The 21774-nt window shown below is 64.9% G+C and carries 18 protein-coding genes; 6 read left to right on the plus strand and 12 right to left on the minus strand.

Annotated elements, in window-relative coordinates; genetic code table 11:
- Positions 1-7: 7 nt before the first annotated feature.
- The 5 genes from C1M53_RS10155 to C1M53_RS10175 all read right to left on the minus strand — a co-directional run bounded on the left by C1M53_RS10155 (position 8) and on the right by C1M53_RS10175 (position 4889).
- Positions 8-1096, minus strand: coding sequence for an imelysin family protein (locus C1M53_RS10155; protein ID WP_129412140.1), 1089 nt, complete (start codon positions 1094-1096; stop codon positions 8-10).
- Complete coding sequence (locus C1M53_RS10160; RefSeq protein ID WP_165358322.1) at positions 1093-2640, minus strand: di-heme oxidoredictase family protein; 1548 nt, start codon at positions 2638-2640, stop codon at positions 1093-1095. The genes C1M53_RS10155 and C1M53_RS10160 overlap by 4 nt, the downstream gene beginning before the upstream one ends.
- Positions 2641-2729: 89 nt before the next feature.
- Positions 2730-3215 (minus strand): bacterioferritin, encoded by a 486-nt coding sequence (bfr, locus tag C1M53_RS10165; protein WP_129412142.1) that lies wholly within the window; start codon positions 3213-3215, stop codon positions 2730-2732.
- Positions 3181-3492: a (2Fe-2S)-binding protein gene (locus C1M53_RS10170; RefSeq protein ID WP_129412143.1), complete on the minus strand. Its 312-nt coding sequence runs from the start codon at positions 3490-3492 to the stop codon at positions 3181-3183. The genes bfr and C1M53_RS10170 overlap by 35 nt, the downstream gene beginning before the upstream one ends.
- Before the next feature lie 92 nt (positions 3493-3584).
- Positions 3585-4889 (minus strand): imelysin family protein, encoded by a 1305-nt coding sequence (locus C1M53_RS10175; RefSeq protein WP_165358111.1) that lies wholly within the window; start codon positions 4887-4889, stop codon positions 3585-3587.
- 579 nt (positions 4890-5468) lie between these two features.
- Here C1M53_RS10175 and C1M53_RS10180 point away from each other — a divergent pair.
- From C1M53_RS10180 to C1M53_RS31900, 3 genes are all read left to right on the plus strand, one after another.
- Complete coding sequence (locus C1M53_RS10180) at positions 5469-6713, plus strand: FAD-dependent oxidoreductase (RefSeq protein WP_129412144.1); 1245 nt, start codon at positions 5469-5471, stop codon at positions 6711-6713.
- Positions 6714-6843: 130 nt separating this feature from the next.
- Positions 6844-7116: a hypothetical protein gene (locus C1M53_RS31895; protein WP_207213092.1), complete on the plus strand. Its 273-nt coding sequence runs from the start codon at positions 6844-6846 to the stop codon at positions 7114-7116.
- Entirely contained in the window at positions 7113-7718 is a 606-nt protein-coding gene (locus tag C1M53_RS31900; RefSeq protein ID WP_207213093.1) for an EamA family transporter, read from the plus strand. The genes C1M53_RS31895 and C1M53_RS31900 overlap by 4 nt, the downstream gene beginning before the upstream one ends.
- A gap of 70 nt (positions 7719-7788) precedes the next feature.
- Here C1M53_RS31900 and C1M53_RS10190 read toward each other — a convergent pair whose 3' ends face one another.
- Positions 7789-9063, minus strand: a complete 1275-nt coding sequence (locus C1M53_RS10190; protein ID WP_129412145.1) for a 4-aminobutyrate--2-oxoglutarate transaminase — start codon at positions 9061-9063, stop codon at positions 7789-7791.
- 250 nt (positions 9064-9313) lie between these two features.
- Between C1M53_RS10190 and C1M53_RS10195 the strand changes: the two genes are divergently transcribed.
- From C1M53_RS10195 to C1M53_RS10205, 3 genes are read left to right on the plus strand one after another with little or no spacing between them, the layout of a single operon-like run.
- Positions 9314-10456, plus strand: coding sequence for an efflux RND transporter periplasmic adaptor subunit (locus tag C1M53_RS10195; RefSeq protein WP_129412146.1), 1143 nt, complete (start codon positions 9314-9316; stop codon positions 10454-10456).
- On the plus strand, positions 10453-11517 hold the full coding sequence (locus C1M53_RS10200; protein WP_129412147.1) for an efflux RND transporter periplasmic adaptor subunit: 1065 nt from the start codon (positions 10453-10455) through the stop codon (positions 11515-11517). Before C1M53_RS10195 ends, C1M53_RS10200 begins: the two co-directional genes overlap by 4 nt.
- A gap of 10 nt (positions 11518-11527) precedes the next feature.
- Complete coding sequence (locus C1M53_RS10205) at positions 11528-14593, plus strand: efflux RND transporter permease subunit (RefSeq protein ID WP_129412148.1); 3066 nt, start codon at positions 11528-11530, stop codon at positions 14591-14593.
- On the opposite strand, the gene C1M53_RS10210 is transcribed toward C1M53_RS10205, so the two are convergent.
- The 6 genes from C1M53_RS10210 to C1M53_RS10235 are packed head-to-tail and all read right to left on the minus strand — an operon-like array spanning position 14594 to position 21676.
- A complete protein-coding gene (locus tag C1M53_RS10210) occupies positions 14594-15049 on the minus strand; it encodes a MarR family transcriptional regulator (RefSeq protein WP_129412149.1) in 456 nt (151 codons plus the stop codon). It abuts the gene before it with no gap.
- On the minus strand, positions 15046-15630 hold the full coding sequence (locus C1M53_RS10215; protein WP_129412150.1) for an amino acid synthesis family protein: 585 nt from the start codon (positions 15628-15630) through the stop codon (positions 15046-15048). Before C1M53_RS10215 ends, C1M53_RS10210 begins: the two co-directional genes overlap by 4 nt.
- On the minus strand, positions 15623-16516 hold the full coding sequence (locus tag C1M53_RS10220) for a UPF0280 family protein (protein ID WP_129412151.1): 894 nt from the start codon (positions 16514-16516) through the stop codon (positions 15623-15625). The genes C1M53_RS10215 and C1M53_RS10220 overlap by 8 nt, the downstream gene beginning before the upstream one ends.
- A complete protein-coding gene (locus tag C1M53_RS10225) occupies positions 16513-18045 on the minus strand; it encodes a 6-hydroxynicotinate reductase (RefSeq protein WP_129412152.1) in 1533 nt (510 codons plus the stop codon). Before C1M53_RS10225 ends, C1M53_RS10220 begins: the two co-directional genes overlap by 4 nt.
- On the minus strand, positions 18042-20822 hold the full coding sequence (locus C1M53_RS10230; RefSeq protein WP_129412153.1) for a molybdopterin-dependent oxidoreductase: 2781 nt from the start codon (positions 20820-20822) through the stop codon (positions 18042-18044). The genes C1M53_RS10225 and C1M53_RS10230 overlap by 4 nt, the downstream gene beginning before the upstream one ends.
- Entirely contained in the window at positions 20819-21676 is an 858-nt protein-coding gene (locus C1M53_RS10235) for a xanthine dehydrogenase family protein subunit M (protein WP_129412154.1), read from the minus strand. Before C1M53_RS10235 ends, C1M53_RS10230 begins: the two co-directional genes overlap by 4 nt.
- Positions 21677-21774: the final 98 nt, after the last annotated feature.

The raw sequence follows: 21774 nt of genomic DNA on the forward strand, positions 1-21774 counted from the left end.
AAACGCTCTAGTCACCGTCCAGCGAGGAAAAGCCCGCGGTCAGGCCGAAGGCGCCCGACAGCCGTGTCCCGAACAGGTTGCTCAGGCTGCTGGTGATGAGCTGGAAGTGCTCCAGCGCAGCGCGACGCTTCGGGTCAGCCAACATCTCGGTGGCAGGGCCGGATGCCTGCTTGGCCGCGGCAACGCCGTTGACCAGCTGGATCTCGATCGAATCGGCGATCCAGCGCTCGTCCTTGGGCAGCGCATCGCCGAGATTCGAAGCCTGGAACAGGCGATTCATGCCATCGAGATTGGCCGCGAGCGCGGCACCGGTGAGGCCCGAACGCCAATAGATTGCCTGCTTCGGCTTGTCCTCGTCCGGGCTGGCCCCAAAGAAGCTCTTCAGGCGCTGGTCGCGCACCAGCTCAAGTCCATTGATGAAGGCGCCCATCAATTCGGTCACCGCCTCGCTGCCGTCGCGGTAGAGTGGGTTGTCCGGACCGGGGCTTGCCCATTGGGCGGCGAAGCCGTCCGGCTTTGCCCAAGCGGCGGACACTTCGGTGGCGATCGTCTCGATGTTGCCGGCAATGGCCAGACCATAAGCGCAACGATAGGCGCCGTCCTTGCCGGCGAGTGTCTCCGCGTCCTGGCCGTGGAGCACGAATTCCAGCGCCCCCAGCCCCTGCATGGCGATGCTCTTGCCGGAAACGCCGGTTGCGTCCGCTGCCGAGGCATCCTTGTCGGCCAGTGCCGCTTGTACCTGCTTCAGGCCGAGGCCCTTGCGGTCAGGCCAGTAGAGCATGCGCTCCAGACGGTTGTTCTCGGTGACCGGTCCAAAACGAACGATCTCGATCGTCGACCACGCGGTCACCATGCCTGCAAATTCAGTCCGCGCGGCGTCAATCGCCTGTTGCGACGGCGCTTCGCACAGCGCCTTCACAGCCTTGGCTGTCGACGTCGCGTGCTGCTGCAGCGACGCGTAGGCCGGGCGGATGAAGCCATCGACCGCACCGTTGACGACATCCGAGGCCTGCACGGCTGCGCTGGCCGGTTGGGCAGCAGCAAGGGCCATCGGGAAAACAAGCAGGGCGGAAAATTTGCTCAGGCGTTTCATCATAGCGACTCCAGGAACTTGATCAGCGCGTCGCGCTCGTCGGCGCCCGCAGCAGCGAAGCGGTCGCGAGCCTTCTGGCCTTCGCCGCCGTGCCACAGGATGGCTTCGGTCAGATTGCGGGCGCGGCCGTCATGCAGAAAGAAGGTGTGACCGCTGACGCGCTCGGTCAGGCCGATGCCCCACAGCGGCGGCGTGCGCCATTCATTGCCGGTGGCGTCACCGACGGCCTGGCCATCCGCCAGCCCTTCGCCCATGTCGTGCAGCAGGAAGTCGGAATACGGCCAGATCAGCTGGAACGACTGCGCCTTGTTCGGTGCATCGCGGCGGGTGACGAATTTCGGTGTGTGACAGGACGCGCAGCCCATCTCGTAGAAGGCCTTCTTGCCGGCCAGCACCGGCTGCTTGCCGACGTCTCGCCGTGCCGGCACGGCAAGGTTCTGTGAGTAGAAGGTGACCAGATCCATCACCGGCGTTGGCGCCTCGACCGGGCCGAGCCGCTCCTGAACGCCGTTCGGCAAGTCCAGGCAGGCCTTCTGGGCCTCGGTGCAATCACCCCAATGCCTGGGCACTTCCGGGGTCGAAATGCCGATATCCCCGGCAAAGGCATCCGCCGACTGCTGGCGGATCGATGGCGTCTGCGCCTTCCAGCCGAAGCGGCCAAGGGCGAGTTCGCCGGTAAGCTCGTCGCGCACGATGTTGGGGCGACCGGAGATACCATCGCCGTCGCGATCGTCCGGATCGGCCCTTGCCAGGATGTCGGCGGGATGGATCTGCTCGATCAGGCCAAGCCCGATCATGGCGGGGGTCACGCGCGGCGAAAGCGTCGTGGCCGGATCCATGGGACCATAGCCGAGACCGTCGACCGCGTAGCTTGGCTTGCGCAGCGACACCTTGGTGCCGTCGCCCAGCGTCACCGGTTGCTCGACATAGGTGATGCGCATGCGTCCTTCGCCGGCCAGACCGGGCACGGCGAGATCCTGCAGCTGTGTGCCATAGGTCGGGTCCGGGAAATTCAGCACCTTGCGCTCGGCGCGCTGCGCCTTTTCTTCCTCGGTCGAAGCTTCACGCGCCAGTCTCAGGAACATCGAGGTGGCATCCGGCTTGCCTTCCGGCGGATGGCCGCGGCCATCCTTGAGGTGACAGGTCTGGCAGGCGCGTGCATTGAACAATGGTCCAAGCCCGTCCGACGCCTGCGTCGACGATGGCGAGGAAACCCAGTTCTTGCGGAAAAGGGCGTTGCCGAGCTTGAAGGTGCCTTCTTCCTCGAAGGTGATGTTGGCCGAGGATTGTGAAAAAGCGTCGGCCGTGACGCGTTTCCTGGAGGTGCCGGCACCTCCCTGCATCAACTCATACTCCTCCGGCCTGGAGAAGTCCGTCGCGGGCTTTGTGATGGCCTCGACGCGAGCGCGATCCTGCTCGGAAAGATCGGTGCGTGTGGTCGGCAGATTGGATGCATCGCCTGCAAAGGCAGGCGTCGCCAGCGACAGGATCGCCAGCGATATCGCAAAAATCAGAGGGCTGGCAGACGATTGATAGATACCGACCATCCCTTTGAAGGGGTGGTCGGTTAGTTCAGCTTTCCATCCGCGCGGTGCGCGGCGCAACAAATCCACGATGCGCCGCATGCGCGCATGTCCTATTCCGCTTCGTTGGCCGCGTCCGCGTTGAGCAGGCCATACTTCTCTTCGCCAAGCGAGCCGAGCAGATCGAGCTGGGTTTCGAGGAAGTCGATATGGCCCTCCTCGTCGGCCAGCAGTTCCTCGAACAGCTTCATCGTCACATAGTCGCCGTGCTCGTAGCAGATATCACGCGACTGCTTGTAGGACGCGCGGGCGTCATACTCGCCTGCAAGGTCCGATTCCAGCACTTCCTTGACGTTCTGGCCGATCCTCAGCGGCGCGACCGACTGCAGGTTCGGGTGACCTTCGAGGAAGATGATGCGGGCCACCAGCTTGTCGGCGTGCTGCATTTCCTCGATCGATTCTGCCCGCTCCTTCTTGGCGAGCTTGGTGTAACCCCAGTCCTCCAGCAGGCGATAGTGGACCCAGTACTGGTTGACGGCGCCGAGCTCTAGGAACAGAGCTTCGTTAAGCCGCTCGATGACCTGTTTTTCGCCTTTCATGGGTGGTGCTCCCGTATTGGACGCGCAGTTCTCTGACGCGATCCAGATGTGAAACGATGTCCACGCCGCCCGCCTCCGAGCGGGCGTGGTAGTTCTCGGTTACCCGAATGATCGTTTCCACCACATTTGGGAAGCAGCCGCAACAGCGACCACGCTTGCGCATCGAATGATAGACCTTTGCCGGCACGATAAGCTGCCAGGGATCCTCATCCAGCAAGGCGATGATCGCCTGCTCGATCTCCTTTTCGGTGATGATATTGCAATGACAAATCAGCATTGGCGGTTCTGGATGGCTGGCGGCGCCACGCCGGCGCCGCTTGGCTTTCTGGGTTTCTCTTAACACCCGCCTCGGCGGCAGGTGCCATGCTCCTACTTGAACACCTTCTCAGGTGAATCGAGGCTGGCCGAACCTTCGAAGGCGATGGCGTCCAGCTTCAGGGCCGCCACCACGCGTTCGATCGACTTGGTCTGGTCGACCAGCGCATCGATCGCCGCCTGCACGGTGGCATTGCCTTCCTTGTTGCCTTCGCCGATCTGCTGGTCATAGGCCTCGCCCTTTTCGGCGCGCGCCTTGATTGCCTCCATCTTGGCGACGCTGGTCTCCAGCTTGCCGGTCAGTTCCTTGTCGAGTGCCGGATCAGCCGCCTTGACCAGATCCGCCACCGAAGGACCGGAAACGGTGCTGCCGTCGACGCGCTTGTAGCTTGCGAGGTAGGCGTCACGGATGCCGACGGCATCGTAGAGATGCGAATTGTAGGTGTTGTCGGAGAAGCAGTCATGCTCCTCTTCCGGATCGTGCAGCAGCAGGCCGAGCTTCATGCGCTCGCCGGCCAGCTCACCATAGGAGAGTGAACCCATGCCGGTGAGGATGACGGCGATGCCGGCCTTCGGATCGCCTTCCTCCAGCGCCTTGCGCGCCGCGCCACCGTCCTTCCAGTTGCCGACCATCTCCTGGAGGTCGTCAACCAGCAGGTCGCTGGCCGCTTTCAGATATTCGGCACGGCGGTCGCAATTGCCGCCGGTGCAGTTCTTGGTGTCGTAGTCGGTGAAGGGGCGGTTGCCGGCACCCGGACCGGTGCCGTTCAGGTCCTGGCCCCACAGCAGGAATTCGATGGCGTGATAGCCGGTAGCGACGTTGGCCTCGATGCCGCCGGCCTCCTGCAGCGAACCTGACAGGAATTCCTTGGTCAGCTTCGATGCATCGACCTTCTTGCCGTCGATCTCGATTTCCTTGTTGGCGATGACATTGGCCGTGTAGAGCGCGTTCTGGTCGGACTCCGTGCCATAGCTCTTGTCGACATAGTCGATCAGGCCCTCATCCAGCGGCCAGGCGTTGACGCGGCCTTCCCAGGCATCGACGACCGGGTTGCCGAAGCGGTAGACCTCGGATTGCTGATAGGGAACGCGTGCCGCCTTCCAGGCGGTGCGGGCCGCGTCCAGCGTTTCCTGCGACGGCTTGGCGATCAACGCATCGACGGCGGCATCCAGCGCCTTGGCGGTGGTGAGCGAGTCCTCGTATTTCGCCAGCGCGATATCGGAATAGGTCTTGATGACCGCCTTCGGATCGGTTTCTGCCTTGGCAGGCAGAGCGAAAACGGCCGTGGTCAACGCCAGCGTGGCGGCGATCGCGGCGATCTTGCCGCCGAAGCGTGCCGTCACCTTGTTGTTCTGCATTTCAAACGTCTCCCTCGGGACCATCTAAAGACCGGCCACCTGCGCCGGGAAGCAAGGCCCGACCGGCAGATGGCGCAAACTGTGAGTAAAAGGCGTGCAGAGGCTGCGACAGCTGTCGCGAAAGGCCGAGCGGATGACCGCCGAAAGGCGCGGCGCACGCGGGAAAAGCAAAGACTGCCTCCAATCGAAAGGGTTCAAGGCCCAGACATCAAAGGAATGCGCGGGGTTGCGCGACTTTCCATAAAGCTGCGAGAACGATGAAAGTCAACGCAAATCGGCAAGAAAGCCTTTCAAAACAATAGTTTGGAATTATTCTAAACTGGAAGGATCAAGTTTTTGCCAAGCGCACCTGCGTGGTCACGCACACGCTTCGCCAGCTTAGCTTTTGTTTTGTCACGGTTTCTCATCACGAATCGTCCGGCCCCTTCGCGAATCTGCCGGGTTCGCAACCGGTGCTGGTCAAGGACTGGCATTGACAGCCAGCTGTCCAGGGTGCGACCCGCTGTTGGCCTCTTGTGACGGCGGCGGACAATCGCCACTTGCGGCTTCGATCTAAATTCCATCTGAAAGCGGGTTGCGATGAAGAATGGTGTGGTCATTGTCGGGACCGGGCATGCCGGGGTTCAGGCCGCGGCCAGCCTGCGCGAAGAAGGCTATGACGGCCCGGTCGTGCTGCTCGGCGACGAGACGAACCTGCCGTATCACAAGCCACCCCTGTCCAAGACCTTCATCAAGGACACCGAGGCAAAACCGCAGCCGCTGCGCGGCGAAACCTTCTATTCCGGCCACAATATCGACCTGCGCCCCGGCGTGCGCATCGAGCGCATCGATGCCGGAGCGCGCGCGCTCGACGTTGCCGGCGGCGGCACGATCCCATTCGACCGGCTGGTCCTGGCAACCGGCTCGCGACCAAGGTTGCTGCCCTTGCCGGGCAGCGACCTTGGCGGCGTCATTTCCCTGCGCTCGCTGGACGATGCCCGTATCATCCGCGAGCTGAGTGCAACAGCTTCTGACGCCGTCATCCTCGGCGGCGGCTTCATCGGGCTGGAGATTGCGGCGACGCTCAGCGCCGGCGGCCGCAAGGTGACCGTGATCGAGGCGGCCGACCGGGTGCTCGGCCGTGCCGTGGCACCGGTGATCGCTGCCCATGTCCACGAGCGGCTGATTGGCGGCGGCGTGCGCATCCTGACCGGCACCACCGTGGCCAGGCTTGAGGGTGAGAACGGCCATGTAGCGGCGGCTGTCACCGCGTCCGGAGAGCGGCTGCCGGCACAGCTGGTCATCGTCGGCATCGGCGTGGTGCCGAATGTCGAACTGGCCGAAACGGCTGGTATCGCCACCGGCAACGGCATCCGCATCGACACCCGCATGCGCACGTCATTGCCCGAGGTGCTGGCGGTGGGCGATGTCGCCAACTACCGACACTGGGCGACAGATACCGACGTGCGGCTGGAGTCCGTGCAGAACGCCACCGACCAAGCCAAGCTTGCCGCGCGCACCATTCTGGGTCGTGAAGAAACCTATTCGGCGGTGCCGTGGTTCTGGTCCGACATCGGAGACATGAAACTGCAGATGGTCGGGCTGACTGCTGCCGGCGACCGGCACATCGTCGTGGGCGAAGCCGCCGAGAACAAGCTCTCCGTCTATCATTTCTGCGGCGACCGGCTGATCGCCATCGAATCCATCAACCGGCCGGCAGACCATATGCTGGGGCGCAAGATGCTGGGCGCCGGCTTCTCGCCAACGGTCGAGCAGGTGCATGCCGGACCCGATGCGCTGAAGGCAGCCCTGGCGGCGCATCAGCAAGCCGAGCCCGCAGCTTAGCCGACCCGACAGCCGGAGGCTGGATTACCGTCACGCGCTGCGTGGAGCTGCGTGAATGTCGGACGGCGCGCTATGGGGCTTCTCGCTTGTACCATGCGGTTACAATCGAGAACTTCCTTGGGGGTCGAGTTTGCAAGACGCACCCGACAAAGTGGCAGAGGGTCAATCATCCTCGCAGCTGAGCCTCGCCGTGCTGATGGCGGTGGCGGCGATGATCTCGGTGCAGCTGGGAGCAGCGCTGGCACGGCCAGCCATGGACAGCTTCGGCCCGTTCGCGGTGACCTGGGGCCGCCTCGCCTGGGCGGCGCTCCTGCTTTGGCTCGTCGTGCGCCCGATATCCGCAGCTACCGGCCACGGGACCTGGCTGCCGCAATCGCATTGGGCGCCACAATCGCGGTCATGACACTAACGTTCTACCTGGCGATCATGCGCGTGCCGCTCGGTCTTGTCGTCGCCATCGAGTTCCTCGGTCCACTCGGAGTCGCGGCATTCGGCTTTGCCCGCAGCTGGCGCCTGATCTGGCTGGCGCTGGCTTTCGTCGGCGTGCTGCTCCTGGTGCGCAACCTCGAAAGATGGACGATCGATCTGATCGGCCTGGCCTTCGCCCTGGCGGCAGGCGCGGGCTGGGGCACTTACATAATTCTGAACAAGCGTGTCGGCAGCACTTTCAAGGGCCTCGACGGCCTGGCCATATCCTTCGTCGCCGCCGCGCTCATCGCCACGCCTTTCGGCCTGCACGAAACCGGACTCAGCATGCCTGGCGGCCTGATCGTGCAGACGATCGGCCTTGCGGTGCTGACCCCGCTTCTGCCCTATGTGCTGGAAATGCAGGCCCTGCGCAGGCTGCCTTCGGCCACATTCGGCATCCTGATGAGCGCCGAACCCGGTATCGGTGCGCTTGCCGGCTATCTCATCCTGCACGAACCGCTGAGGCCGCAGCAGATCGCAGGCATCGCCTGCGTCATCTGCGCCAGCGTCGGGGCAACGGTCAGCGCCCGAAGCTGACGTCCGGCGACGATAAAAAAAGCCGGCGCTCTAATGCGCCGGCCTTTCCATTCAGAGCTGCAGATAGAGCTTAAGCCCTTACTTCACGGATCGAAGTCTCCAGGATATCAAGCGCCTCGGTCATGACATTGTCCTGGACGGTGATCGGCGCCAGGAAACGGATGACGTTGCCGTAGACGCCGCAGGTGAGCAGGATCAGGCCCTTGTCCAGAGCCTTCAGCCGCACATTGTTGGCGAACTCGGCAGACGGCAGCTTGGTCTTGGCATCGTTGAACTCGACCGCATTCATGAAGCCGGGGCCGCGGATGTCGACGATCTCGGGCACGTCGTCGCGCAGGGCTTCCAGCCGCTGCTTGAGCCGGGAGCCGAGCAAATTGGCGCGGTCGTTGAGCTTTTCTTCCTCGATCACGTCGAGCACCGCATTGGCGGCGGCGACGCCGAGCGGGTTGCCGGCATAGGTGCCGCCGAGACCGCCGGGGTTCGGCGAGTCCATCAGTTCGGCGCGGCCGGTGACGGCGGAAAGCGGGAAGCCGCCGGCAAGGCTCTTGGCCATGGTGGTGAGGTCCGGCGCAACGTCATGATGTTCCATGGCGAACATTTTGCCGGTACGGGCGAAGCCGGTCTGTACCTCGTCGGCAATCAGCAGGATGCCGTGCTGGTCGCAGATCTTGCGCAGCGCCGAGACGAAATCGCGCGGCGCTTCGTAGAAGCCGCCCTCGCCCTGCACCGGTTCGACGATGATGGCGGCGACGCGGGCCGGATCGACATCGGCCTTGAACAGCTTGTCGAGCGCGGCCAGCGAATCCGCCGTGGTCACGCCATGCAGCGCGACCGGGAACGGCACGTGGAAGACGTCACCGGGCATGGCACCGAAGCCGGCCTTGTAAGGCTGGACCTTGCCGGTCAGCGCCATGCCCATGAAGGTGCGGCCGTGGAACGCTCCGGTGAAGGCGACGACCGCCTGACGGCCGGTGGCGTGGCGCGCGATCTTGACGGCATTCTCGACCGCCTCGGCACCGGTGGTCGCGAAGATGGTCTTCTTGTCGAACTTGCCCGGCAGCAGTCCGTTCAGGCGCTCGGCCAGACGCACATAGTTCTCATAAGGCACGACCTGGTGGCAGGTGTGGGTGAAACGGTCGAGCTGCGCCTTGACCGCCTCGATTACCTTCGGGTGGCGGTGGCCGGTGTTGACCACGGCGATGCCGGAGGCGAAGTCGATGTAACGGCGACCCTCGACGTCCCAGATCTCGGAATTTTCGGCGCGTTCGGCATAGATCTGTGTCGTCATGCCGACGCCGCGTGAGATGGCGGCATTCTTGCGGGCGGAAATGGTCGCGTTGCTCATCGTGCTTCTCTCCTTGGGGCTTCGTTGCCCTGTGTCTTGCGGCCTTCGCTAGCCTTCTGGCTTTATTTTCGATGCAACTCAAGCCGACAGCCTGGATCAAGCCATTGGGCCTGCGCAAGGCGCTGTTTCCGGATTCCGCCGCGTCAGCAGTACGGAATCAATGACCTATTTCAAATTCCGGACCGCAAGGTATCCTGCCTGCTGGTTAGCGCTCCTCGCGGTTGAGGCGCGCCCGGCGCGGAGGTGTTCCATGGCGAGACGACGACCGGTCGCGTTGAGCACCGCAGCCTGCCGGCGACCGTCCATGCGCCTGGCCTGCATGCTCTTCGCCGCGGCGGCGACTGCGGCGCTCGTTTCCGGGTGCCAGCGGCAGGAGGCCAGGAAAGCTGAGAAGCTCCCCGTTCTGGTCGCCACGCAGAAGGCCGAGATATCGGACTATGCCGACACGGTGTCGCTCACCGGTGTGATCGCCGCGCGCACGCTGAACAACCTCTCCTTCCGTGTCGGCGGCCGGGTTGCGGAACGGCTGGTCGAGGTCGGAGACCACGTCGACACCGGCCAGGTGCTGGCCCGCATCGACCCGCAGGAGCAGGAATCGGATCTGCGGACGGCGCAGGCGAACCTGGATGCCGCGCAGGCACAGCTGACACAGACATCGGCCGCCTTCGACCGCCAGAAGACGCTGCTCGGGCAAGGCTATACGACGCGGCGCGACTACGATCAGGCCGAGCAGGCGTTGAAGGTGGCACAAGGCAGCGTCGAGGCGGCACGAAGCGCGCTTGCCAACGCCCGGGAAAACCAGTCCTTCACCGAACTGCGCGCCGGCGCGCCAGGCATCGTCACGGCCCGTACGGTCGAGGCAGGCCAGGTCGTTCAGGCGGCGCAGACTGTTTTCGTTGTCGCCGAGGACGGCGACCGCGACGCCGTCTTCAACGTTCAGGAAACTCTGGTGGCCGGCGTGCATGGGAGCGGACCGCCACCCGTCACCGTCGCATTGCTGGCGAACCCGAAGATCACGGCGCAAGGCGTTGTGCGCGAAATATCGCCTGTGGTCGACTCGGCTTCCAGTTCGGTGCGGGTCAAGGTCGCCATTCCCGAGACCCCATCCGCGATGCCGCTCGGCGCAGCGGTCGTCGGCAGCGTCAGCGGCATGCACGGCCAGGCGGTGACGCTGCCCTGGCAGGCACTCACCTCCAGCGCCGGCAAGCCGGCAGTCTGGGTGGTCGACCCCGCCAGCAAGGCGGTCGCCATCGCGCCCGTGACCGTGCTCGCTTATGGCACCGCGACCGTCGCCATCGGCGACGGGCTCAAGGCGGGCCAGACCGTCGTCACCGCCGGCGGCCAGTTGCTGAGCCCCGGCCTGGTTGTCGAGACCACGGAGGCGGCACGATGAGACGTTTGCTCTTCCTCGGTGCATTGCCAGCCGCGGCACTGCTCACCGCCTGCTCGCAGGAGACGGGCGACAAGGCGGCGGAAGCACCGCGGCCGGTGCTGTCGGTCGTCGTGCAGCCCCGCGCTGCCGAGAGCTTCGGCTTCGCCGGCACCATCGAGCCGCGCTACAGCGCTGGCCTTTCCTTCCGCCTGCTCGGCCGCGTCGTCGCCCGCGACGTCGATGTCGGTGACACCGTCGCCAAGGGTGCGACGCTCGCCGCGCTCGACCCGACAGCGCTCGACCTTGCCGTGCAGGCAGCCAAGGCCGAACTTTCCAATGCGGAGGCGCAAGCCGCCAACGCCAATGCCAGCGAAGAGCGCATGCGGCAGCTACTTGCTTCCAAGAATGCTTCGCAGGCCGTCTACGACGCCGCCAAACAGGCGCAGCAGGCGGCCAACGCCAATGTCGAACGCGCCCGCGCATCGCTGGCCAAATCGGAGGAACAGCTGGGTTACGCCCGGCTGTTCTCGGATTTCGACGGGGTCGTGACCGCGGTCGGAGCCGAAGTCGGCCAAACCGTGTCGCCCGGGCAAATGGTGGTCACCGTCGCCCGTGCCGACACCCGCGAGGCGGTCGTCGACATTCCGGACTGGCTGACCGGGGATCTTGCCGCAGACGCACCCTTCGAGGTTGCGCTGCAGTCGCTGCCATCGATCCGGACGCAGGGCAAGCTGCGCGAACTGGCGCCGCAGTCCGACGATTCCACCCGCAGCCGCCGTGTCAGGCTTTCCTTGATCGACCCGCCGGATGCGTTTCGGCTGGGCTCGACCGTCACGGTAACCCGCGCCTCTACCATCAAGCCGGCGATCGAGCTGCCTCTGTCGGCGCTGCTGGAGAAGGACGGCAAGACCCAGGTGTGGATCGTCGACGAGAAGACGGCGAGCGTCGCTCCACAGGATATCCAGGTGACCGCCCGCACCGGCGGTACCTTCACCGTGGCGGACGGCCTGGCCGCCGGAACCCGCGTGGTAACAGCCGGCGTCCACAGCCTGACGCCCGGCCAGAAGATCAAGCTGCAGTAGGAGCGGACACGTGAAGCGTTTCAACCTGTCCGACTGGGCGCTCGAGCACCGCTCGCTGGTCTGGTACTTCATGCTGGTCTTCGTGGTGGCCGGCGTCTTCGCCTACATCAATCTCGGCCGCGAGGAAGATCCCTCCTTCACCATCAAGACGATGCTGATCCAGGCCAACTGGCCGGGAGCTTCGGTGGACGAGCAGGCCAAGCAGGTCACCGACCGCATCGAGAAGAAACTCGAGGAACTCGACAAGCTCGACTTCACCCGTTCGGTCACCACTGCCGGGCGCACCATCGTCTTCGTCAACCTCAAGGACAACACCAAGGCGCGCGACGTGGTGCCGACCTGGCTGCAGGTCCGCAACATGATCGAGGACATCAAGCCACAATTCCCGCAAGGCGTGCTCGGGCCTTTCTACAACGATCGTTTCGGCGACGTGTTCGGCAACATCTATGCCTTCACCTCCGACGGGCTGTCGCCACGCCAGCTGCGCGACTATGTCGAAAACGTGCGTGCGGAAGTGCTCACGGTGCCGAACGCCGGCAAGGTGGAGCTGATCGGCGCACGCGACGAAGTCATCTATCTCGAATTCTCGACCCGCCAGATCGCAGCACTCGGGCTCAACCAGCAGCAGATCATCGCCTCGCTGCAGGCGCAGAATGCCATTGCACCTTCCGGTGTCATCCAGTCCGGACCGGAACAGGTCAGCGTGCGCGTCACCGGCCAGTTCAGCTCCGAAGAGAGCCTGCGCGCCATCAATCTCAGGGTGAACAACCGCTTCTTCCGCCTGAGCGACGTCGCCACCATCACGCGCGGCTACACCGACCCGCCGGCCTCGCTGTTCCGCTTCAACGGCGAGGACGCGATCGGGCTCGCCGTCGGCATGAAGCCGAACGCCAACCTGCTGGATTTCGGCAAGGCGCTCGAACACAAGATGGAAGAGGTGAAAGGCGAGCTGCCTATCGGCGTCGGCGTGCATCTGGTCGCTGACCAGCCGCTGATCGTCGAGGAGGCGGTTTCGGGCTTCACGCGCGCGCTTTTCGAGGCCGTCGCCATCGTGCTTGCCGTCTCTTTCGTCAGCCTGGGCGTGCGCGCCGGCTTCGTGGTGTCGCTGTCGATCCCGCTGGTGCTGGCCATCACCTTCCTGGTCATGACCTATCTCGACATCTCGCTGCAGCGCGTTTCGCTGGGTGCGCTGATCATCGCGCTCGGCCTTCTGGTCGACGATGCGATGATCGCCGTCGAGATGATGGTCGCCCGGCTGGAGGCCGGCGATCCGCTCAACAAGGCGGCGACCTATGTCTACACATCCACCGCGTTCCCGATGCTCACCGGCACGCTGGTGACGGTGGCCGGCTTCATTCCGATCGGCCTCAATTCGAGCGCCGCCGGCGAATACACCTTCACACTGTTCGTGGTCATCGCGGTCTCGCTTCTGATCTCATGGATCGTCGCGGTGCTGTTCGCACCGCTGCTGGGCGTCACATTCCTGCCCGCGACGATGAAGAAGCATCATGACCAGCCGGGTCGTTTCACCGCGCTTTTCCGACGTATCCTCGTTCTGTCGGTGCGCCGCCGCTGGCTGACCATCATTGCCACGGTCCTGCTGTTCCTTGCCTCGCTCGCCGGCCTGACCCTGGTACAGCAGCAATTCTTCCCGGCATCCGACCGGCCGGAGCTGATCGTCGACTGGAATCTGCCGCAGAACAGCTCGATCGCCGAGACGCGCGCGCAGATGGAGCGTTTCGAAAAGATGGCGCTGGTCGGCAACAAGGATGTCGACCACTGGAGTTCCTATGTCGGCCAGAGCGCGGTGCGTTTCGTGCTCGCCTATGACGTGCAGCCCTCCAACCCGTATTACGGGCAGACCGTCATCGTCACCAAGGGTGTCGAGGAACGCAACCGCGTGCATGCGGCGATCGACAAGATGTTGCGGGAAGACTTCGTCGGCACCGACACCTTCGTGAAGACGCTGGAGCTCGGACCACCGGTCGGCCGGCCGGTGCAGTACCGAGTCAGCGGCCCGGACGTTCAGGTGGTGCGCAGCCTGGCGCAGGATCTGGCGGGGCGCATCTCGGCCAATCCCAAGCTTGCCGCGCCCAATTTCGACTGGAACGAGCCTGAGCGCGTGCTGAAGGTGGACGTGCTGCAGGACAAGGCGCGCCAGCTCGGCATCACCTCGCAGGACATCGCCTCGGCGCTGAACAGCGTGGTCGGTGGCGTCACCATCACCCAGGTGCGTGACTCGACCTATCTGGTCAACGTCGTGGTGCGCTCGCGCGAGGCCGAGCGCAGCTCGCTGGAAACGCTTAAGAACATGCAATTGCCCACCGGAAGCGGTGAATCCATTCCGCTCGCGGCAGTGGCCAATTTCGACTACACGCTGGAGCAGCCGACAATCTGGCGGCGCAGCCGCATCCCGACGCTGACGGTGCGGGCCGGGCTGGTCGGCGGCGCATTGCCGGATACGGTCGTCAACGAACTGAAGCCGACGGTCAATGCCTTCATCGCCGAGCTGCCGGCCGGTTACAACGTCGTCACCGGCGGTTCGGTCGAGGAAAGCGCCAAGAGCCAGGGGCCGATCGCCGCGGTGGTGCCGCTGATGCTGTTCGTCATGGCAACCATCCTGATGATCCAGCTGCAGAGTTTCCAGCGCCTTTTCCTGGTGGTCGCGGTGGCGCCGCTCGGCCTGATCGGCGTGGTCGTGGCGCTGGTGTCTTCCAACTCGCCGATGGGCTTCGTCGCCTTGCTCGGTGTGCTGGCGCTGATCGGCATCCTGATCCGCAACTCGGTGATCCTGATCGTGCAGATCGAGGACCTGGTCAGGGAAGGCAAGGACCGCTGGCTGGCGGTGATCGAGGCGAGCGAGCATCGCATGCGGCCGATTGCGCTCACCGCTGCCGCTGCCTCGCTTGCGCTGATCCCGATCGCGCGCGAAGTGTTCTGGGGGCCGATGGCCTATGCGATGATGGGCGGTATCATCGCCGGCACAGCGATCACACTGCTGTTTTTGCCGGCGCTCTATGTCGCCTGGTTCCGGCTGAAGGAACCGAAGCAGGCCGAGCCGACCGCTGCCGGATGATCAGGCGAGCTTGCCGAGCAGGCGCAGGAATTGCGTGGCCTCTTTGGCCGTCAGCGGCGCCAGCGTCTCCTCGGTGATGGCCCTGGCCAGGGGGATGAGTTCTTCGACGGCATCGTGTCCTGCCGCCGTCAGCGACACCAGCAGCAACCGCCTGTCGGTGTCGTGTTTCTTGAGATCGACAAAGCCGCGCGACTTCAGGCGGTCGATGACCCCCTTCACCGTGGCGGCATCCATGGCGATCATCTGGCCAAGCTGGTTCTGGGAGGCCTCACCCACTTCATGAAGTCTTGCCAGCGCGGCGAATTGCGGCGGCGTCAGGTCCGCGATGCGGCTGGCGAAAATCGCGACATGGCGCTGGTGTGCCTTGCGCAGCACGAACCCGATCTGTTCCTGCAGGCGATAGCCGTCGTCGGGCTCAGTGCCGACCAGTGCCAGAGATGTCTTGGCCGTCGTCATCGCTGGCCGTCCCAGGCCTTGATGTCCCTCACCTCGAGCCCGCCCATACGGTTGTGGATGCGCGGACCGCAGGTCATCACCAGGCAGAAAAGGATCTCGTCGGACCGCGGGCCATCGGCGATGCCGACCTCCATGGCATCGAAATGCGAGCGCACATAGGACGCATTGATATGGCCGATCGGCACGTCGAGACGTGCGCCGAAACCGCCGACCTTCTTTGCCGACGGCACGATTGCCTTGGCTTCGCCAAGCCGTTCGCGCATCGCGTAGCCGCCCGGCACATGCCACAGCGCACCATGCTCGAGTTCGCCGGCACTGCCTACGATGGCGCCCTTGCCGTAGCCGTCGATGACATGGGCATCGCCGCCGAGCGCCGCGATCAGCCGGTCGGTCAGGATCAGGCCAAGCGGCTTCAGGTCTTCCATCGCGCTCTGCAGGTCTTCGACATAACGTCCGGCGAAAGGGTTCCTGACCAGTGCCATCGCCGCAGCGCGGCGGCGCGGCACATTCACCGCAGGCCCGCCATCATGGACGATTTCCTCGGTCAGCACCGCGATCTTGCGAATGGGGAATTCAGGCATGGACGAGATCCTTGGTTTTGTCGGATGGGCGCAGGCGGTCGCTGCGAGGATCGGGAAAACTCCCGGCGAAAGCGGTGGCCCCGTTGAGGAACAGGGCAGCCGCCGTGATCAGTCCGCGCTGCCGATACTCCTCAGCGAGGATCAGGCCGGCCTGTAGCGCTTGCGCGGTTTCTTCAGGCGATACCATTGCAACCGCGACCGTCACAAGCCGCGTACCGAGATCGCTGTCGGGGGCAAGTTCGAAAGCCGGCTGCCGTTTGATGGCAGAATGGCCGGGCAGGTCGACGGCGTTGGCGATCAATGTGGCGGCAGCGTCGGCAGCCGCCCCACAGCGGGCCAGCACGGTGACCGCATCGGCAATGCCGAGCGAAAACGATCGGCCACGCCAGCCGCTGGTGGCAACACCGCGCACGCCGTCTTCGGCGCGCAAGAGAATCCGATCCGCGAAGCCATATCCGGTTCCGGCAATCGCCAGTTTCATCGACTGGCCGGATGCCAGATGCAGTGCGCTGTCGCCGCCATTGTTGACATAGGCGCGATCAAGCTTCCGCCCCCGAACCATCGCGGCCAACACTTCGTCGGCGACCGAGCCAGCGACGGCCGCCATCGGTGTGATGAAGCGCTCCGCCAGGGGCGAGACCGCGGCTTCCATCCTTCGCGCTGTCCGCCCGACAAAGGAGCGCCGGGCCAGAGCGGCGGGCTGGCGCAGGGCCGGCAGCTCCTCGACCAGCTCCGGCAGGATGGTCTGGAACCGTGCCACCGCCTGTTCGTAGGCCGCGCGCTGTTCAGAAGCCTCGCCGAATGCCTCGACGACCAGGTCGATCGGCCCGTGGTTCAGGTGCAGCCTTCTGCGATCGGTCAGCCAGTGCGCCTGCGGCCCGTTCACAGATTGCCTCCGCGCCTGAGTTGCGTCAGGGGTGGCCAGGGATTTGTTTCGGATGCTCCCGTGTTGCTGCGGGGATTGAGGTATTCACCGCCGCGCGCGAAAATATCGGCAAGGCTGCGGATTTCGGCTTCATAGCCGCCCAGCCTAAGATAGTCGTCGCGGCGCAGGGTGAATTCGATGGGCGCCACCAGTGCCGGCGTCGGCACATAACCGAAAGCGCCCTCCGGCACGCGGCTGACATCGACCATCAAGGTGATGCCGCCGCCCGGCCAGACATAGACCGGCGCACCGCCGACGGTGACGTAAGTCTCCAGCCGCTGCACGGAACGCGTGAGGTTGACCGGGTTCTCCGTCACGCCGGCCCTGAGACTGCCGCCGGCACCGCCGATGAACAGCACCGTGCACAGCGCCGGCTCGCAATTTTCCTCGATGAGCGACACCGATTTGCGCAGCCGTTCGGGGAACGGCTTTTCGACTGGCTTCAGCGTTTCATCCAGCTCGTAATAGGCAAACTGTTCGCCGGTGGTGGAAACCATCAGCAGCGACAGGCCGGGGCGGGCGCCCTTGCCGGTATTCCAGGGACCGAGGATCGACAGCGGATCATCGATCGCGGTGCCGCCCCAGCCGAGACCCGGCTCCGAGACCTTGAAGTAGCGACCGGGTGTGGAACGACGGCCAATGATGCGAATGCCGGTGTCCGGCCAGCCGAGCACCTTGCCGGCCTGGTGTTCGGAAACCACGCCGGTGATGTGGTCGTCCACCACGACGACCTCATCGACCAGCCCGCGCCATTGCGCGGCGAACATGCCAATGGTGGCCGAACCGCAGCCGACGCGCATCCGGTGTTCGAGCTTGCCGTCGATCACTGGCGCCTTGCCCGCCTGCACGATGACGGTGGCGCCACCGTCGATGGCAAGCTCGACCGGCTGCTGGTTGCACAGCGCCAGCAAGGCGTCGCAGGTGGCTCGGCCTTCCGCCTTGGAACCGCCGGTGAGGTGATGGACGCCGCCCAGCGACAACATCTGCGAGCCATATTCGCCGGTTGTGACATGGCCGACGGCCTCGCCGCCGGCGCGCACGGTCGCCGTCTCGTCGCCAATATGGCGATCGGTGTCGATCTTCACCTTGACGCCGCAATAGGAGAAGATGCCCTCGGTCACCACGGTGACGAGATCCACCCCTTCCACCTCCTGGCTGACGATGAAGGGCGCCGGCTTGTAGTCCGGATAGGTGGTGCCGGCGCCGATCGCGGTCACGAAACGCCGGCCGGTGTTGATGAGTTCGCCGGACCATGCCTCACCCTCGGCGACAAAAGGAACCACGGCCTGGCCGGTCTCGGCGGCATGGTCGAGGATGGTCAGCGGATCGAGGCGCACGACGCGCCCGGCCCGGTTGCCATAGCGGTCGCAGGCACCGGTACGGCCTTCGGCGATGTAGCACATGACCGGACAGGCATCGCAGCGGATCTTCTCGGCAAGCTGTTTTTCGCCGGGATCATGCGTATCGAAACGTTCGGCGAGTTCGCTCATCGGCCCGCCTCCCTGATTGCCGACAGGATGCGTGACGGCGTCGCCGGCACTTTCGCCATCATCACGCCGGTGGCATGACGGATGGCGTTGAGGATCGCCGGCGCCGTCGGGATCAGCGAATGTTCGCCGAGCCCCTTGGCGCCGAAAGGCCCCTCAGGATCCGGCACCTCGACCAGGATCGTCTCGATCGGAGGCACGTCGCCGATGGTCGGGATGAGATAGTCGTGGAGGTTCTCGGTGCGACCGGGAATGTACTCTTCCATCAGCGCCATGCCGATGCCCTGGGCGATGCCGCCTTCGATCTGCCCCTCGGCCAGCAGCGGGTTGATCGCCTTGCCGACATCGTGCGCGGCCGTGATCTTGATCAGCCGCACCGTGCCGAGGCGCATGTCGACTTCGAGCTCGGCGAGCTGCGCGCCATAACCATAGACGGCATAAGGCTTGCCCTGTCCCTTGGCATCGAGTGCGGAAGTCGGCGGATCATAGGTCTCTTCGGCACGGAAGACGAAGCCGTCACCATCGGATGCGAGTGCGGCGAGATCGATGCGGCGCGTGGCATCGCCCTCGCGGATAAGGAGCAGGCCTTTTTCGAAGGAGAGCATGGCTGCGCCGGAGACGTTGGCGTAACGCAGGACGTGCTCGCGCAAGGCACGTCCTGCCTTTTCGGCAGCCTTGCCCGTCACGAAGGTCTGGCGCGACGCCGACGTCTTGCCAGCGTCGGGAGAGATTGCGGTGTCCGCACCTCTCAGCCTGAGGTTTTCCAACGGGATGCCGAGCGCGTCAGCGCAGATCTGGGCAATGACGGTGTTGGAGCCCTGGCCGATATCGACCGCGCCCTGATGGAGAACGACTTCGCCCGTCGGTGTTATGCCCAGCTTGATCGTCGAGGGATTGGGCAGCGAAGTGTTGCCGCAGCCATACCAGCAGGACGCAATGCCGACCCCGCGCCGCAGCGCGTGCCTTGCCGCTTCCTCGCCGGCGTTGAAGCCGTCCGCCTCAGCCAGAGCGCGGGCCCAGTGTGTCTTGAGGGCTTCGAGACAGGCGCCGATGCCGACGCCGGCTTCGAGCTTCTGGCCGGTCACCGTTTCCGAGCCGTTTCGCAGGCAATTGTTCAGCCGGAATTCCAGGCGGTCGATGCCGAGCCTGTCGGCCAGCTGATCGTACAGCGCCTCCTGCATGATCGTTGCCTGCGGCACGCCAAAACCACGGAAGGCGCCGGAGACCGGACCGTTGGTATGGATGGCGCGGCCTTCGGCGCGGTAGTGCGGCGTCGCATAAGGACCCGAGGCATGCACCGGCACGCGGTTGGCCACCGTCGGTCCCCAGCTGGCGTAGGCACCGGTGTTGAAGTCGCCTTCGAACCGCATGGCGCTGACCCTGCCGTCAGCCGCCACGCCGATCGTGGCCCGCAGGGCAGCGGGATGGCGCTTGGTCGTCGCCATCATCGATTCCGGACGGGAGAAGGCAAGGGCGGCCGGGCGGCCGGTCTTCATGGCGACCAGACCGATCAACGGCTGCACGGAAATGTCGAGCTTGGCGCCGAACCCGCCGCCGGTTGCCGTCGGCACGATGCGCACCTTGTCCGGGCTGAGCCCAAGAACACGCGCGGTATCGTCACGGTCCATGTAGGGCGCCTGCGTGCAGGCAACGACGACCAGTGTATCGTCATCCATCCAGGCGTAGCCTGCTTCCGGCTCGATATAGGCATGTTCGACATAAGACGTCTCGATCATTGCCGATGCCGTCGCGAAGGCTGCCGCCAGAACCTTGTCGGGCTCGCCGCGTTCCACGAAGCCTTTCGTCAAAAGATTGCCGGCACGATCCGAATGGATGGCGAGGGCACCTCGGGCCTGGGCTTCGTCTGCCGAGAGCAGATGCTGCGCTTGCGTCCACGCAACCGGGAAATCCGTGAGATCGAGATCGGCCGCAACCACCCGCTCGGCAGCAACCAGAGCCACCGCTTCTCCACGGAAACGGACGATACCTTCCGCCAGCGCCGGCTGGTCGGCGAAGGCCGGAATGACGCCGAACAGGTTCCGGCCCGGGATGTCGGCCGCCGTGAACACACCGGCGACGCCGAGATGCGCTGCCTGCCAGGCCGCGAGATCCCCGAACGCAAACCGTGCGTGATGGTACGGCGAGCGCACGACCAGAACAGCCAGCGCATCTCCAGGGAAAGAGTCGGCACCAAACCTTTCAGCCCCTGTGACCTTCGGCACGCCATCCAATCGCACGGGCGAGGAGCCGACCGCCTTGCCGGCGACAGGCAGGCGCAGGTCGAGAGCCGGACCGCTGTCCTGCCCGACCGGATCGCTGCCGGCGACATCCAGCACGGCGGCGATGATCTTGCGATAGCCGGTGCAGCGGCAGAGAATCCCGCCCAGTGCGTCGCGCACCTCGGCCTCATCGGGGTGCGGGTTCTTCGCCAGCAGCGCCGTGGCGGTCACCAGCAGGCCCGGCGTGCAGATGCCGCACTGCGCGGCGCCGTGTTTGAGAAACGACGCCTGCAGCGCGGACAACTGGCCGTTGGCCAGTCCTTCGACAGTTGTGACCCTGGCTCCATCGACGGACGCGACCGGTGTCAGGCAGGCGCAGACCGGTTCACCGTCGACAAGCACGGTGCAGGCCCCGCAGTCACCGGCATCGCAGCCAACCTTGGTTCCGGTGAGCCGCAACTCGTCGCGCAGGACCGACGACAGCCGGCTGACAGGAGAGACGGATACGGACACGCGCTCGGCGTTGACCTGGAGGGTTACATCCCCGTGCTGCATGCTCATGCGGCAACCTCCTGGCGAGATTGGCCGGCAACAGCCTGAACGGCACGGGCAACGATCTCGCGGGCGGCATCAAGCCGATATGCGGACGAGCCCCGCACGTCGTCGATCGGCGCAAGCTGCGGCATCGGAGCGAAGGTCACGATGTCGACCAGCGAACCAGCGAGCGTCGTGCCGACAAGCGCCTGTTCGACATGCGGCAGCCGTGTCGCGACAGCCGAGCATGCGCCGACGGCAATCGCCGCATGGCGGATGACCCTGTCCTCGACGATCAGCCGGACAGCCGCCATCGCGATAGAGATCACCAGATAGCGCCGGGCGCCCAGCTTGACGAAACCCGAGCTTCCGGCAGCCGCGGCCTTGGGCACGCGGATGGCGGTGACCAGTTCCTCCGGGCGACGTGCGGTGCGGCGATTGCCAAGGATGAAATCGGCAAGCGGCAGATGGCGGACCCCATCGGCCGAGCGCAATTCCACCTCGGCGTCCAGCACCAGCAGCGCGGGGACACCGTCCGCGGCGGGCGACGCGTTGCAGAGATTGCCCGCAACCGACGCGACATTCTGGATCTGCGGCGACCCGACTTCGCGCGCGGCCTGTTTCAGCGCATCGAAGGCGGCAGGCAGTGGCTGGTGGATGATGTCCGTCCACGTTGTACGGGCGCCGATCGACCAGTGCGTGGCCTCCTCGACAAGGCCGCGCAGCGTGCCGATGCCGTTTATGTCGAGGATGTTCTCGCGGATGGGCCGGCTGCCCTGGGCAGGGTAGAAGTCGGTGCCGCCGGCAAGCACGCGCCACGATGTTTCGCCGAGCAGCGCGAGCGCTTCGTCGAGTGTGGCGGGTTTCGCGTAACGGATCACGCCTGCCTTCCCGGTTCCTCCCGAAGGAGGTTTTCTCCCCTGATTGGCGCGTGGTCCTTTCAGGCTCACACACCAGGATCGGCCGGTGCATCGCCGGC

Origin of the sequence: Mesorhizobium sp. Pch-S (assembly GCF_004136315.1) — a bacterium.
Lineage (GTDB): Bacteria > Pseudomonadota > Alphaproteobacteria > Rhizobiales > Rhizobiaceae > Mesorhizobium.